This window comes from Pseudomonas sp. PS01297, assembly GCF_029959305.1.
Classification (GTDB): Bacteria; Pseudomonadota; Gammaproteobacteria; order Pseudomonadales; family Pseudomonadaceae; genus Aquipseudomonas; species Aquipseudomonas helleri.
Genome location: NZ_JASCPQ010000080.1, coordinates 14,956 through 27,064, shown reverse-complemented (window position 1 = coordinate 27,064; position 12,109 = coordinate 14,956). Strand labels below are relative to the sequence as shown.

At 57.9% G+C, this 12,109-nt stretch carries 15 protein-coding genes; 6 read left to right on the top strand and 9 right to left on the bottom strand.

What is annotated here, in order from left to right:
* Positions 1-101: 101 nt before the first annotated feature.
* Positions 102-728, bottom strand: coding sequence for a LysE family translocator (locus QMX84_RS20320; protein ID WP_048391137.1), 627 nt, complete (start codon positions 726-728; stop codon positions 102-104).
* A 110-nt stretch (positions 729-838) separates the two neighbouring features.
* Positions 839-1,279, bottom strand: coding sequence for a MarR family transcriptional regulator (locus QMX84_RS20315; protein WP_048371286.1), 441 nt, complete (start codon positions 1,277-1,279; stop codon positions 839-841).
* An 82-nt stretch (positions 1,280-1,361) separates the two neighbouring features.
* On the opposite strand from QMX84_RS20315, the gene QMX84_RS20310 reads away from it, so the two are divergent.
* Together QMX84_RS20310 and QMX84_RS20305 are read left to right on the top strand one after the other, a co-directional pair.
* Positions 1,362-2,528 (top strand): PLP-dependent aminotransferase family protein, encoded by a 1,167-nt coding sequence (locus QMX84_RS20310; RefSeq protein ID WP_282364647.1) that lies wholly within the window; start codon positions 1,362-1,364, stop codon positions 2,526-2,528.
* An 8-nt stretch (positions 2,529-2,536) separates the two neighbouring features.
* A complete protein-coding gene (locus tag QMX84_RS20305) occupies positions 2,537-3,139 on the top strand; it encodes a glutathione S-transferase family protein (protein ID WP_153391718.1) in 603 nt (200 codons plus the stop codon).
* Positions 3,140-3,213: 74 nt separating this feature from the next.
* Here the strand turns inward: QMX84_RS20305 and QMX84_RS20300 are convergent, their stop codons facing one another.
* The 5 genes from QMX84_RS20300 to QMX84_RS20280 all read right to left on the bottom strand — a co-directional run bounded on the left by QMX84_RS20300 (position 3,214) and on the right by QMX84_RS20280 (position 5,985).
* A complete protein-coding gene (locus QMX84_RS20300; protein ID WP_282364646.1) occupies positions 3,214-3,585 on the bottom strand; it encodes a glutathione S-transferase N-terminal domain-containing protein in 372 nt (123 codons plus the stop codon).
* A gap of 100 nt (positions 3,586-3,685) precedes the next feature.
* Positions 3,686-4,231, bottom strand: coding sequence for a GTP cyclohydrolase I FolE (gene folE, locus QMX84_RS20295; RefSeq protein ID WP_048371280.1), 546 nt, complete (start codon positions 4,229-4,231; stop codon positions 3,686-3,688).
* A gap of 77 nt (positions 4,232-4,308) precedes the next feature.
* Complete coding sequence (locus tag QMX84_RS20290) at positions 4,309-4,866, bottom strand: Smr/MutS family protein (RefSeq protein WP_282364645.1); 558 nt, start codon at positions 4,864-4,866, stop codon at positions 4,309-4,311.
* A 63-nt stretch (positions 4,867-4,929) separates the two neighbouring features.
* Positions 4,930-5,250 (bottom strand): hypothetical protein, encoded by a 321-nt coding sequence (locus QMX84_RS20285; protein WP_048371276.1) that lies wholly within the window; start codon positions 5,248-5,250, stop codon positions 4,930-4,932.
* A gap of 144 nt (positions 5,251-5,394) precedes the next feature.
* Positions 5,395-5,985, bottom strand: a complete 591-nt coding sequence (locus QMX84_RS20280) for a cysteine hydrolase family protein (protein WP_153327835.1) — start codon at positions 5,983-5,985, stop codon at positions 5,395-5,397.
* Positions 5,986-6,259: 274 nt separating this feature from the next.
* On the opposite strand from QMX84_RS20280, the gene prmB reads away from it, so the two are divergent.
* Entirely contained in the window at positions 6,260-7,168 is a 909-nt protein-coding gene (gene prmB / locus QMX84_RS20275; protein ID WP_282364644.1) for a 50S ribosomal protein L3 N(5)-glutamine methyltransferase, read from the top strand.
* 38 nt (positions 7,169-7,206) lie between these two features.
* Here prmB and QMX84_RS20270 read toward each other — a convergent pair whose 3' ends face one another.
* Positions 7,207-7,998 (bottom strand): hypothetical protein, encoded by a 792-nt coding sequence (locus QMX84_RS20270; protein WP_282364643.1) that lies wholly within the window; start codon positions 7,996-7,998, stop codon positions 7,207-7,209.
* A gap of 59 nt (positions 7,999-8,057) precedes the next feature.
* Entirely contained in the window at positions 8,058-9,056 is a 999-nt protein-coding gene (locus tag QMX84_RS20265; protein ID WP_262122897.1) for an alpha/beta fold hydrolase, read from the bottom strand.
* A gap of 142 nt (positions 9,057-9,198) precedes the next feature.
* Between QMX84_RS20265 and aroC the strand changes: the two genes are divergently transcribed.
* The 3 genes from aroC to QMX84_RS20250 are packed head-to-tail and all read left to right on the top strand — an operon-like array spanning position 9,199 to position 12,090.
* Complete coding sequence (gene aroC, locus QMX84_RS20260) at positions 9,199-10,290, top strand: chorismate synthase (protein WP_282364642.1); 1,092 nt, start codon at positions 9,199-9,201, stop codon at positions 10,288-10,290.
* Positions 10,291-10,324: 34 nt separating this feature from the next.
* On the top strand, positions 10,325-11,473 hold the full coding sequence (locus QMX84_RS20255) for an MFS transporter (protein ID WP_048371265.1): 1,149 nt from the start codon (positions 10,325-10,327) through the stop codon (positions 11,471-11,473).
* A complete protein-coding gene (locus tag QMX84_RS20250; protein ID WP_123751585.1) occupies positions 11,470-12,090 on the top strand; it encodes a methylthioribulose 1-phosphate dehydratase in 621 nt (206 codons plus the stop codon). Before QMX84_RS20255 ends, QMX84_RS20250 begins: the two co-directional genes overlap by 4 nt.
* The last annotated feature ends 19 nt before the right edge of the window (positions 12,091-12,109 follow it).

Sequence of the window (12,109 nt, the reverse complement as noted above, 5' to 3'; positions counted from 1 at the left end):
GCCGCAGGCGGCGATAAGGTCCGAAGGACCTTCGCTTCTAAAAGCGTGACCCCTTCGGGCTCAATCGCAGCCTGCGGCAGCGGCTACAGGGTTGGCATTCTCTAACGACTCAACAACGAGGCCGTACCCGCCACGCTGAACAAGCCAGCGCTGACCTTATTGAACCAGCTTTGCCCTTTGCCGCTGCGCAGGTAGCTCGCCGCGCCGTGGGCGCCCAGGCCGTAGGCCAGCTTGCAGAGCAGGTCGAGCACGGTCCATGTTGCGATCATCACCAGCAGTTGCCCCAAAAAGGGTTGGTTGGGGTCAAGAAACTGCGGCAAGAACGCGGCAAAGAACAAAATGTCTTTCGGGTTGCTGGCGCCAAGCACAAATGCGCGCCCAAAGAGTGCGCGAAAGCGCGGTTTTGGTGCGGCGTCCGGCACTGTAGTGGCTCTTGCCGGTTGGCGCGATTGCTTCCAGCTTTGCCAGGCCAGGTAGAACAGGTACAGCGCGCCGACGATTTTCAGTGCGCTGAATAGCTGCTCCGACGCCAGCAACAAGGCGCCCAAGCCCAGTGCCGAAGCGCTGAGCAAGCAAATCGAGGCAATCACCCCACCCAAAAACGCCGGGTAAGAACGGCGCAAGCCGTAGTTCAGGCTGTTGCTGATCATCAATAACGACAGTGGCCCTGGAATCAGGATCACGACCAAGGCGGCGCTGCTGAACAGCAGCCAGGTTTCCAGACTCATCACTTTCTCCATATACCCGTACAAGCGTTTCCCGTTGCACGATCGGGGTCAGCTGATTTATGCGTTTGTATACAAATAAAGCAAGTATTGTTTTCAAATTAGCAGGTTTGTCAGCTTGAACGGCTTTGCCCCAGTGCCTGATTGATCGTCAGCCAGCCGTTCACTGCTTCTTCACCGGCTTGTTCGAAGACCCGTTGCAGCAATTTAACCTGTTCACGGCGCAGGCTGGCCTCAAAGCGGACACCGTCGGCGGTCAGTTCCAGCAGGCGCTTGCGCTTGTCGGAGGGCGGCACCACGCTGACGACCAAATCCATTTCGATTAATTGGCGCAACGGCGTATTGAGGGCTTGCTTGCTCACGCCGAGCAAGGTGAGCAGTTCCTTGACGCTGACACCAGGGTAATGGGCGATGAAAAACACGATGCGTTGATGAACCCGGCTCAGCCCGCGCCGGGCGAGCATCTCGTCGGCCTTGGCCGTGAACGCCTGATAGCCAAAGAAGAAGGCTTGCATGGCTGCACGCTGGGTGGTCGGGTTTTTAAGGTCAAGCATATTGACGTATCCAGTCGCTGAGGCGTAATTTCGGTCAACCAGTTTGACTTATTTCCAATGATTTCTGCTACGGGTGACCTCAATGGCTTTCTCCGAACGTGTATCGCGCCTTAAAAGTTCTTTGATCCGTGAAATTCTGGCGGCTGCTCAGCGTCCGGAAGTCATGTCCTTTGCCGGCGGACTACCGGCAGAGTCGATGCTGCCTAAAGTCGACTGGACCGACATGCCCGTCTCTTTGGGCCAGTACGGCATGAGCGAAGGCGAACCGGCCCTGCGTGAAGCGCTGGCCGCAGAAGCGCGTGCGTTAGGAGTCAACTGTGAGGCGAGCCAGGTATTGGTGCTCAGCGGTTCGCAACAGGCACTCGACCTGGCAGCAAAGCTGTACATCGACAAGGGCACCGAAATCATGCTCGAGGCGCCGACGTATCTGGCAGCGCTGCAAATTTTCCAACTGTTCGGCGCCGAGTGCCTGACGTTCCCGTTGCAGACCGATGGCCCGGATCTGGCAGCACTGCGTGTTCAGTTGGCTAAACACCGCCCGGCCTTTATCTATTTGATTCCGACATTTCAGAACCCGTCTGCCGTGCGTTACAGCGAAGCCAAGCGCGACGCTGTGGCCGCGCTGCTAGACGAGTTCGGTGTCACCCTGATTGAAGACGAGCCGTACCGCGAACTGACCTTTGATGGCGGCAGCGCGACGCCGATTGTCAGTCGCTTGAAAACAGCCAGCTGGATCTACACCGGCACGGTGTCGAAAACCCTGTTGCCGGGCCTGCGCGTGGGCTTCCTGATTGCCAGCCCGGATTTGTTCCCGCATTTGCTGCGGCTTAAACAGTCGGCGGATTTGCACACCAACCGTATTGGCCAATGGCAGGCGTTGCAGTGGATCGGCACCGAGAAAATGGCCAACCATTTGGCGGTGTTACGTGATTTTTACCGCGTGCGCCGTGACGGCTTCCAGGCCGCGCTGGAAGAACACTTTTCGGACCTGGCGGATTGGCAGGTGCCTCAGGGTGGGCTATTTTTCTGGCTGACCCTCAAGCAGCCGCTGGATACCCGCACCTTGCTCAAACCAGCGCTGGCGCAAGACGTCGCGTTTATGCCGGGTGAGCCGTTCTTCGCCGACCCGGACCAGAACGTGGGGAGTCTGCGTTTGAACTTCAGTCACATTGATCCAGAACGCTTGCACGAAGGTCTCAAGCGTCTGGCAATGGTTATCCGTCAAGCACACGCCGCAGAGGCGGCTTAGGAGTTGCGATGCTCAAGGTTTATGGCGATTACAACTCGGGCAACTGCTACAAAATCAAACTGATGCTGCACCTGCTGGGCCTGGAATATGAGTGGCAGTCGGTCGACATTCTCAATGGCGACACACAAACCCCTGAGTTCCTGGAAAAAAACCCGAACGGCAAAGTGCCGGTGCTGGAATTGGAAGATGGCACCTGCCTGTGGGAGTCCAACGCGATTCTCAACTACCTGGCAGATGGTAGTGACTACTTACCCACCGAGCCGCGTTTGCGCACCCAGGTATTGCAGTGGCAGTTTTTTGAACAGTACAGCCACGAGCCCTACATTGCGGTGGCGCGGTTTATCCAGTTCTATCTGGGCTTGCCCGAAGAGCGGCTAGAGGAATACCGCAAGCTGCAAAAGCGCGGTTACAGGGCGCTGGAGGTGATGGAGCAGCAATTGCAGCGCACGCCGTATCTGGTGGGTGAGCACTTCTCGATTGCTGACGTGACGCTGTATGCCTACACCCACGTGGCGCATCAGGGCGGGTTTGATCTGAGCAGATTCCCGGGGATTCAGGCCTGGATACAGCGCGTGGCGAGCCAACCGCGCTATGTCGGGATGCTGGATTAAGCGGGGACTGCCGCAGGCTGCGATGGGTTGATTTTAAACATCAATACATCGCAGCTTGCGGCTGCTACTGGCGTTTAAACGCTGGCAAACCGCGTGTTCAGGTACTCAATGATCACTTTGGAGTCATACATCCAGGTGGTCTTGCCGTCTTCTTCGATCCGCAGGCAAGGCACTTTGATCTTGCCGCCTTGCTCCAGCAGGATCTGGCGATCTTGCTCGTTGTTTTTCGCGTCGCGCAGAGCCACCGGCACGTTCAGGCGGCGCAGGTTGCGGCGGGTTTTGACGCAAAACGGGCAGGCGTGGAACTGATAGAGGGTCAGGCCTTTGGCTGCCTGATCAACTTTTGCCTGGTCAGCAGCAGGGCGCTGTTTTTTGCTGGGGCGGGTAATGAAATCCCCGGCGATGATCAATTGGCCCAAACCGATGCGAAGCGCTTTGATAAACACAGTAGAAAGCCTCATGGGCAATTAAATAAAGGATGGAGCTTAGCCGAAACAGCCAGGCGAAAAAAAACCGGCGATGAACGCCGGCTCTTTTATGCCCGGATTACTTGATCAGGCTGAGAAACTCACTGCGTGTGGCCGCGTTTTCGCGGAACTCACCCAGCATCACCGAGGTGATCATCGACGAGTTTTGCTTCTCGACGCCGCGCATCATCATGCACATGTGCTTGGCTTCAATCACCACGGCAACGCCCAGGGCGCCAGTGACTTGCATCACCGCGTCGGCGATCTGACGGCTCAGGTTCTCTTGAATCTGCAGGCGACGGGCATACATGTCGACGATACGTGCGACTTTCGACAAGCCCAGCACTTTACCGCTTGGGATGTAGGCCACGTGCGCCTTGCCGATAAAAGGCAGCAAGTGGTGTTCGCACAACGAGTACAACTCGATGTCCTTGACCAGCACCATTTCGCTGTTGTCAGAGCTGAACAAGGCACCGTTGGTGACTTCTTCGAGGGTCTGCTCATAACCGCGGCAAAGGTATTTCATGGCTTTGGCGGCACGCTTGGGCGTGTCCAGCAGACCTTCGCGGGAGACGTCTTCGCCAAGCTGACCGAGGATGGCGGTGTAGTTTTGTTCCAGGGACATTAATCTACCTGTGGGATTTTTCGCAAAGGGCAAGGGTACGGGGGCTGACTCGGCGCTGCAAGTGTGGCGATGCGCGGTTACTCGTCGCGGCCTTCCATCATGGTGCGTTTGAGCATGACGTAAACGGCGCCAGCGCCACCATGTTTGGCCTGGCAGGAGCAGAAACCCAGGACTTGGGCATGTTGGCGCAACCAGGTGTTGACGTGGCTTTTGATCATGGGTTTTTTGCCGTCCAGACGCACGGCCTTGCCGTGGGTGACGCGCACGCAGCGGACTTCAAGGCGGGTGGCTTCGCCGAGGAACTCCCAGAGCGTTTCGCGGGCCTTTTCGACGGTCATGCCGTGCAGGTCCAGGCTGCCTTCGAAGCTGATCTGGCCCAGCTTGAGTTTGCGCATTTGGCTTTCTTGCACGCCATCGCGGGCCCAGTGCAGTTGATCTTCGGGGCCGACATCAATCACAAACTGGTCAGACAAACCGTCAATGATCGTGGTGTTGCTGCGTACGATAGCGTTTTCCCGCAGTTTGGCCAGTTGCGCACGGTCAGTTTTGGGTTTGCCGGTGTCGGCGCGATCATGCTTGATCGGTTTGACACCGCGAATCTCGTTTTTGAACAGGGAAAAGTCGTCGTCTTGCATGTCAGCCTCCGCGAAGGGCGCACAGTTTACCCAAGTCGACGACAATCGGCAGGCCGATGTGTATTAGTCGCGCTTTTTCATCAGGTGCGGCGCCATGTTCAAGCCAAATGGAGCACGCATGCGCCGACGGCTACGGCGCCATAGCCAGATGCCCAGCCAACTGACCAGTAGCCCTGCGATCAGCACCAGTACGGCAGCGGTGGGGTTGGCGTTCAGGTCGCCCAGAGCCGCCGGGTGGCCGATCAGGCTGCTGGCGCCGGTCAACAGTAACGCGACGCCTGCCAGTGTCAGCAGGGCAGCCAGGGTCAGAATCAGCCATGCGCGCCAGTTTCGGTGTTCTTTAGGGCGTAAGCGTCGTGCATCAAAACCATCGGAGATCTTCATTCCGATCTTTCCTTATAGGGTATCGGCCCTTCAGACAGGAACATGGGCGGGTTGTTCCTGAGGTGCTCCGAAATCGGAGTTCAAGCTGGCGCACAGCAAGGGTGCAGATAGGCGGTCAAAGGGCGCCGCCTATCAGTGGCAGGCTCAGATGAGGTTTTTGGTTTGGGCCAGGGTGGCGAAGTTGTCATTCATGATCGCCATTTCGGTTCGCTGCACGTCTGCCGCGCTGATGACGCCGTTGGCGGTGGGCAGGTCGCGGGTGGCGCAGGCATCTTCGACCAGGGTGCAGCGAAAGCCGTAGTCTTTGGCGGCGCGCACGGTGGTGCTGACGCTGGAGTGGCTCATGAAGCCGCAGACGATCAGGTCCAGGTGACCCTGTGTTTCCAGTGCTTCTCGCAGGCGGGTGTCGTTGAAGGCGTTGGGCATGCGCTTCTCGATAATCACTTCATCGCCTGTCGGCTCAAGCCCGGCGATGAATTCGCCGCGTGGGCCTTGCGGGTCGAACATGCCGCCGACCGTGCCCAGGTGGCGAACGTGCACCACCGGGCGCTTGGCCTTGCGGGCGGCTTCGAGGAGCAGGGCGATATTGGCAGTCGCGGCTTCCATCCCGGACAGGGCCAGCGGGCCGCTGAGGTATTCGTTTTGCGCATCGATGATCAGCAGGCTGGCATTGCTCAGATTAGCTGCGGCATAACCACGCCCAGTGAGTTGAAACATCGTCTTTAAAGCGGACATTCGGGGGCTCCTTTGAGTGGGGCTTTTGCGACATTCTCCACTGGCCGAGCGTTTATGTGAATGGGCAGTCGTGTAAGCCACGCCGTTGTTGGCCTACAGCGATGTCAAGAAACATTGCAAACGTGCATAAACCTACGAAATGTAACGTTTTTAAGTTTTTTGTAACGGATTCAGACGCGTACAAATGAGTGCCCCGTATCACCGTCGGGCACAACTTTGGCCGCGTCGGAATTTGGCTGTTAGAATCGTGGGTCGATTTTGAGGAGTAAGACCGTTGATCACTTCCCGACTGCGCACACTGCGCGACCATATTCGCTGGGCTGTTAGCCATTTTCACAGGGAAGATCTATTTTTTGGTCATGGCACCGACAACGCTTGGGACGAGGCTCGTCAACTGGTGTTGGGTGCGTTGAACCTGCCGTGGGAAATTGCTGACAGCTACCTCGATTGCCGCCTTGAAGACGACGAACTGGTGAACCTTCAGCATTTGCTCAAGCGCCGCATTGAGGAGCGCGTGCCCACGGCGTACCTGCTGGGCGAAGCCTGGTTCTGCGGCATGTCGTTTATTGTCGATGAGCGCGTGTTGATTCCGCGTTCGCCGATCGGTGAGTTGATCGAAAAACGTTTCGAGCCGTGGCTGGGGGCTGAACCGGCGCGCATTCTTGACTTGTGCACCGGCTCGGGCTGCATCGGTATCGCGTGTGCCGATGAGTTCCAGAATGCCGAGGTGGTGCTGGCGGACCTGTCGTTTGAAGCGCTGGAAGTGGCCAATCAGAACATTGAGCGCCACGGCGTCGATGAGCGTGTGTACACGGTGCAGGGCGACGGCTTTGATGGCTTGCCGGGCCAACGCTTTGACTTGATCGTGTCGAACCCGCCGTATGTGGATGCCGAGGACTTTGCCGACATGCCTGCCGAGTATCAGCACGAGCCCGAGTTGGGCCTGGCCTGCGGTGATGACGGTTTGAACCTGGTACGGCGGATGCTGGCCGAAGCAGCGGATCACCTGACCGAAAAGGGTTTGTTGATTGTCGAAGTGGGCAACAGCCAGGTGCATGTTGAAGCGCTGTACCCGGAAGTGGATTTTGCCTGGCTCGACTTTGAACATGGCGGCCACGGCGTGTTTATGCTGACTGCTGAGCAGTGCCGCGAGCATCAGGCGCTGTTTGCTGCACGGGTTTAAGGGGTGAAACCTGGCAGGCCCTGCAAGGGGGCCTGCCTTCAGCGATGGGTGGCAATCCAGATCAGTAAGGCGGCCTGAAATACAGCGAACGCCACCAGGCAGGTGATGGTGAAGCGTAAACCAGTGTCTTCACGCTTGAACTTGCTGATCTTCTCGTCTTTTTCGCGCAGCTTCAGCTCTTGCTCCTGCAAGTTCTGTTCGGCCTGCTGAAGCATCTGCGCCGCTTCGAGAATCTCGACAAACTGGTTTTTTTCGCTGTTCCAGGTGTTGTACAAATCTGCCGTAAGCCCTGCCTCAATCCGCGCCTTGCGATGCAGGGCGTCTTCATAGATCACGTCAAAGCCCTGGGTGCGCAAGCAATGGTCGCGGCGCAGGCGCATGTCTTCGTGCAGGGCGTCCTTGGTCGGCAAATCGAAGCTTTCAAAGCGATAGCGTGACCATTTTTTCTGAACCCACTGCGCGCCTTGGGCCATGAGAAAGCGCCCGATACCCCGGTTCAGCGGCTCAACCAGCACGCCGCGTTCAGGGCTGATGCTGGCAAGTTGGGTGGTGTGATCGAGCCAGATATCGAGCTGGTTTTGCTCCTTGCGGACCTGTTGGCCCGGCAGCGAAATGCTCAGGCGCAGCAAGCTCTGCTCTTTGTTGTGGCGCTCGGCATACCCAAACTGGACGAAGCGCAAAGGCCGCGCCCCGGTGCTGCGATCGGTGGGCAATGGCGCCAGGCGCAGCATTTTGAAATGCTCGGGCTGCACGTCAGCCCAAGGTCGCGGGGGCGCCTCGGGCGTGGCCGGCTCTGGCGAGTCGGCGGGTTGTGATGGGGTGTCGCTCATAACGGCAAAATCCTGTGCAAGCACGATATGTCGGCTCAATGAAGACGGCCGACAATGTTTTATCGGCCGTTATGCGCAGGACTGGAGGGCTGAGCGGCATTCACTTTTGCGATAAAGCGCACAATCCGGTCACCGACTTCACCCGCGAGGCGCTGGTTAGGGTCGTTGTAGGACAGCACTTGGCGTTTGATGTCCATCGGCACAATGCGCATGACGTGGTTCATGCCGTGTACCAAAGTCAGGGACGCGTCTGGCTTGGCGGCTTTAAGCAGACGCGCATCTTTGACCTCGACCTGAATATCGTGGGTGCCCTGAATAATCATCGCCGGCATCTTCAGTGCAGCGAAGGCTTTGGCCGGGTTATAGCGCAGCAGGCTGATCAGGTAAGGCTGCACGCTTGGGCGAAAGATTGCTTCAAGGGCCGGCGGCACGTTGTCGTCGGTGTGCCCGGCTTCGAGGCTGGCGATCAGCTCAAAGCTGCGTTTGAGCAGGGCCGGCGGCAAGTTGTTGCGCTGCAATTGTTCACGCAGCAACTGACCAATAGGGCGCCCGGAACCGGCAATCGAGATAACCCCGGCGGCGTCGATGCGCGGGGCGGCCAGGACAGCAATCAGTGCACCCTCGCTGTGACCGAGCAAAAATACTTTGCCAAAACGCGGGTCGGCCTTCAGCTTGTCGCCCCAGGCCACGGCGTCGTTGACGTATTGATCGACGCTCAGTTGGCGCTCATCCGGCGCGGCCGGCAGGCTTTGCGCAATGCCGCGCTTGTCAAATCGCACGCTGGCAATGTTGTTTTGCGCCAGACGCCAGGCGAGTTTTTTCAAGCTGTCGTTGCGCCCGCCAATCGGGTTGTTGCCATCGCGGTCGGTAGGCCCGGAACCGGCAATAAGCAGGACCACCGGCACCGGCTTGTCACTTTTTGGCAATACCAACGAGCCATACAGAGTGCCGGAGCCGGTATCCAGCTCGATGGGGCGCAGCAAGACGTTGGACTGAGTCGCCGCAAAGGCCTGAGTACCAAACAGGGTTAGAACCAGAAGGAGTATTCGCAGCATCATCACGCCATCATTGTTGAAAGTGCCGGTTACACAACACCGGATGAGTAAGGTTGGAGGATGAACTACAGAGGCAGCCTGCGTATACTGGCGCGCTTAGTTATCCAAGCTTAGTTTTTAGGCTGATTTTCACGGAGCGCCCTGAATGTCCGGCAATACCTTCGGCAAGCTGTTCACTGTTACCACCGCAGGCGAAAGCCATGGTCCGGCGTTGGTCGCTATTGTAGATGGCTGTCCACCCGGGCTCGAGCTGTCTCTTGAAGACCTGCAACGTGACCTGGACCGCCGCAAACCGGGCACTAGCCGCCACACCACACAGCGTCAGGAAGCCGACGAAGTCGAGATTCTATCCGGTGTGTTTGAAGGCCGCACCACCGGGTGCGCCATTGGTTTGTTGATTCGCAACACCGATCAGAAGTCCAAGGACTACTCGGCGATCAAGGACCTGTTCCGCCCGGCCCACGCCGACTACACCTACCACCACAAATACGGCGAGCGCGATTATCGCGGAGGTGGGCGCAGTTCTGCACGTGAAACTGCCATGCGGGTAGCCGCCGGGGCGATTGCCAAAAAGTATTTGGCGACCCAGCGCATTGTGATTCGCGGCTATATGAGCCAGTTGGGCCCGATTGAAATCCCGTTCAAAACCTGGGATTCGGTCGAAGAAAACGCCTTTTTCAGCCCCGATCCGGACAAAGTGCCAGAGCTTGAAGCCTACATGGACCAACTGCGCCGTGATCAGGACTCGGTTGGGGCCAAGATCACCGTGGTGGCTGAAGGTGTGATTCCGGGGTTGGGCGAGCCCATTTTCGACCGTCTGGATGCCGATTTGGCGCACGCCTTGATGAGCATCAATGCGGTCAAGGGCATCGAAATCGGCGCCGGCTTTGCCAGCGTTGCCCAGCGCGGCACCGAGCACCGTGATGAACTGACCCCGCAGGGCTTTGTGAGCAACAATGCGGGCGGCATTTTGGGCGGTATTTCGTCGGGCCAGCCCATCGTGGCGCACCTGGCGCTCAAGCCTACGTCGAGCATCACCACCCCGGGCCGCTCGATTGATAAAGACGGCAACCCGGTCGACGTCATCACCAAAGGTCGTCATGACCCGTGCGTTGGCATTCGGGCGACCCCGATTGCCGAAGCCATGATGGCCATCGTGCTGATGGACCACCTGTTGCGTCATCGCGGGCAAAACGCCGATGTGCGTGTGACGACGCCTGTGCTGGGCCAATTGTGATTCAGCGGTCGTTGAGCGCCATGGTCTGATGGCAATGGCGCCTCTTCCTTACTGGCGTTTGTCAGGGTTTTACCTTTTTTACTTCGCTTTGCTCGGTGCTACAGCGCCTTTTCTGGCGCTGTACTTCCATCACCTCGGGTTCTCCAGTGCACGGATCGGCGAGTTGGTCGCCATTCCCATGCTGATGCGCTGCGTGGCCCCCAACTTGTGGGGCTGGCTGGGTGATTACACCGGCAAGCGCCTGCTGATCGTGCGGCTGGGTGCGTTGTGCACCTTGCTCGGCTTCAGCCTGATCTTTATCAGCAAGAGCTACGCCTGGCTGGCGCTGGTCATGGCGTTGCATGCGTTCTTCTGGCACGCGGTGCTGCCGCAGTTTGAAGTCATCACCTTTGCCCACCTGCGCGAACAACCTGAGCGTTACAGCCAGGTGCGTTTGTGGGGTTCGATCGGTTTTATCCTAACGGTGGTGATTCTGGGTCGCCTGTTTGAATGGCTGAGCCTGGATATTTACCCGGTGGCGCTGGTGGTGATCATGGGCGGCATAGTCTTGTGCAGCTTGTGGGTGCCCAATGCCCAGCCTTCGAATCAGGGGCGAAAACCTCACGAGGGCGGTTTTTTCAAGCAATTGCGCAGCCCCGGCGTGATTGCGTTTTATGTGACTGTTGCACTGATGCAACTAAGCCATGGCCCGTATTACACCTTCATCACCTTGCACCTTGAAAGCCTGGGTTACAGCCGTGGCGTGATCGGTATGCTGTGGGCGTTGGGGGTTGTCGCTGAAGTTTTGATGTTTTTGGCCATGCGCCGCATTCTGCTCAAGTTTTCGTTGCGTCGCGTATTAATGGCCAGCTTTGCCCTGGCCGCCTTGCGCTGGCTGTTGCTGGGATCATTTGCCGAATACCTGTGGGTGTTGCTGTTAGCGCAGTTGATGCATGCAGCAACATTTGGCAGTTTTCATGCGTCGGCCATGAGTTTTGTGCAGCGCAGTTTCGGCCCCGGTCAACAAGGGCAGGGGCAAGCGCTCTACGCCACCCTGGCCGGTATGGGCGGCGCGGCGGGAGCGCTTTATGCCGGTTACAGCTGGAACACACTCGGGCCGACTATCACCTTTAGTATGGCAAGCCTCGCAGCACTGGCTGCAGCCGTTATCATCGCTACTCGATTGCAAGAGGACAGGGCATGAGCCTTACCCGTGAACACTTGAGCCTGGAAATCATTGAAGCCGGGCGTTTTTTATATGGTCGCGGCTGGTCGCCGGCCACCAGTAGCAACTACTCGGCCCGTCTATCGGCCACCGAGGCGCTGCTGACGGTGTCTGGCAAGCACAAGGGCCAGTTGGGCATTGATGATGTGCTGGCCACGGATTTGTCAGGCAACAGCCTGGAACCGGGCAAAAAGCCTTCTGCGGAAACTTTGCTGCACACCCAGCTGTACAGCTGGCGCCCGGAGATCGGCGCGGTGTTGCACACGCATTCGGTGAATGCCACGGTGTTGTCGCGGCTGACGCCGGGTGACAGCATCGAATTTGAAGACTACGAACTGCAAAAAGCCTTCAGTGGTGTGTCGACCCATGAGTCGACAGTTCGGGTGCCGATTTTTGACAACGATCAGGACATCGAGCGACTGGCCGCCAAGGTTCAGCCCTGGCTTGAGGCACACCCTGACTGCGTGGGTTACCTGATTCGTGGGCATGGTCTGTATACGTGGGGGGCGCGCATGAGCGATGCCTTGCGTCAGATCGAAGCCTTTGAATTTTTGTTTGAATGCGAGTTGAAAACCCGCGCTGTGCTTAACCGTTAACGCTGACTTCACGTCGAAG

Excerpts from the sequence above, each read along its gene's own strand:
- QMX84_RS20320 (WP_048391137.1), bottom strand. The coding sequence starts at position 728 with ATGAGTCTGGAAACCTGGCTGCTGTTCAGCAGCGCCGCCTTGGTCGTG.
- QMX84_RS20315 (WP_048371286.1), bottom strand. The coding sequence starts at position 1,279 with ATGCTTGACCTTAAAAACCCGACCACCCAGCGTGCAGCCATGCAAGCC.
- QMX84_RS20310 (WP_282364647.1), top strand. The coding sequence starts at position 1,362 with ATGGCTTTCTCCGAACGTGTATCGCGCCTTAAAAGTTCTTTGATCCGT.
- QMX84_RS20305 (WP_153391718.1), top strand. The coding sequence starts at position 2,537 with ATGCTCAAGGTTTATGGCGATTACAACTCGGGCAACTGCTACAAAATC.
- folE (WP_048371280.1), bottom strand. The coding sequence starts at position 4,231 with ATGTCCCTGGAACAAAACTACACCGCCATCCTCGGTCAGCTTGGCGAA.
- QMX84_RS20290 (WP_282364645.1), bottom strand. The coding sequence starts at position 4,866 with ATGCAAGACGACGACTTTTCCCTGTTCAAAAACGAGATTCGCGGTGTC.
- QMX84_RS20285 (WP_048371276.1), bottom strand. The coding sequence starts at position 5,250 with ATGAAGATCTCCGATGGTTTTGATGCACGACGCTTACGCCCTAAAGAA.
- QMX84_RS20280 (WP_153327835.1), bottom strand. The coding sequence starts at position 5,985 with ATGTCCGCTTTAAAGACGATGTTTCAACTCACTGGGCGTGGTTATGCC.
- QMX84_RS20270 (WP_282364643.1), bottom strand. The coding sequence starts at position 7,998 with ATGAGCGACACCCCATCACAACCCGCCGACTCGCCAGAGCCGGCCACG.
- QMX84_RS20265 (WP_262122897.1), bottom strand. The coding sequence starts at position 9,056 with ATGATGCTGCGAATACTCCTTCTGGTTCTAACCCTGTTTGGTACTCAG.
- aroC (WP_282364642.1), top strand. The coding sequence starts at position 9,199 with ATGTCCGGCAATACCTTCGGCAAGCTGTTCACTGTTACCACCGCAGGC.
- QMX84_RS20255 (WP_048371265.1), top strand. The coding sequence starts at position 10,325 with ATGGCGCCTCTTCCTTACTGGCGTTTGTCAGGGTTTTACCTTTTTTAC.
- QMX84_RS20250 (WP_123751585.1), top strand. The coding sequence starts at position 11,470 with ATGAGCCTTACCCGTGAACACTTGAGCCTGGAAATCATTGAAGCCGGG.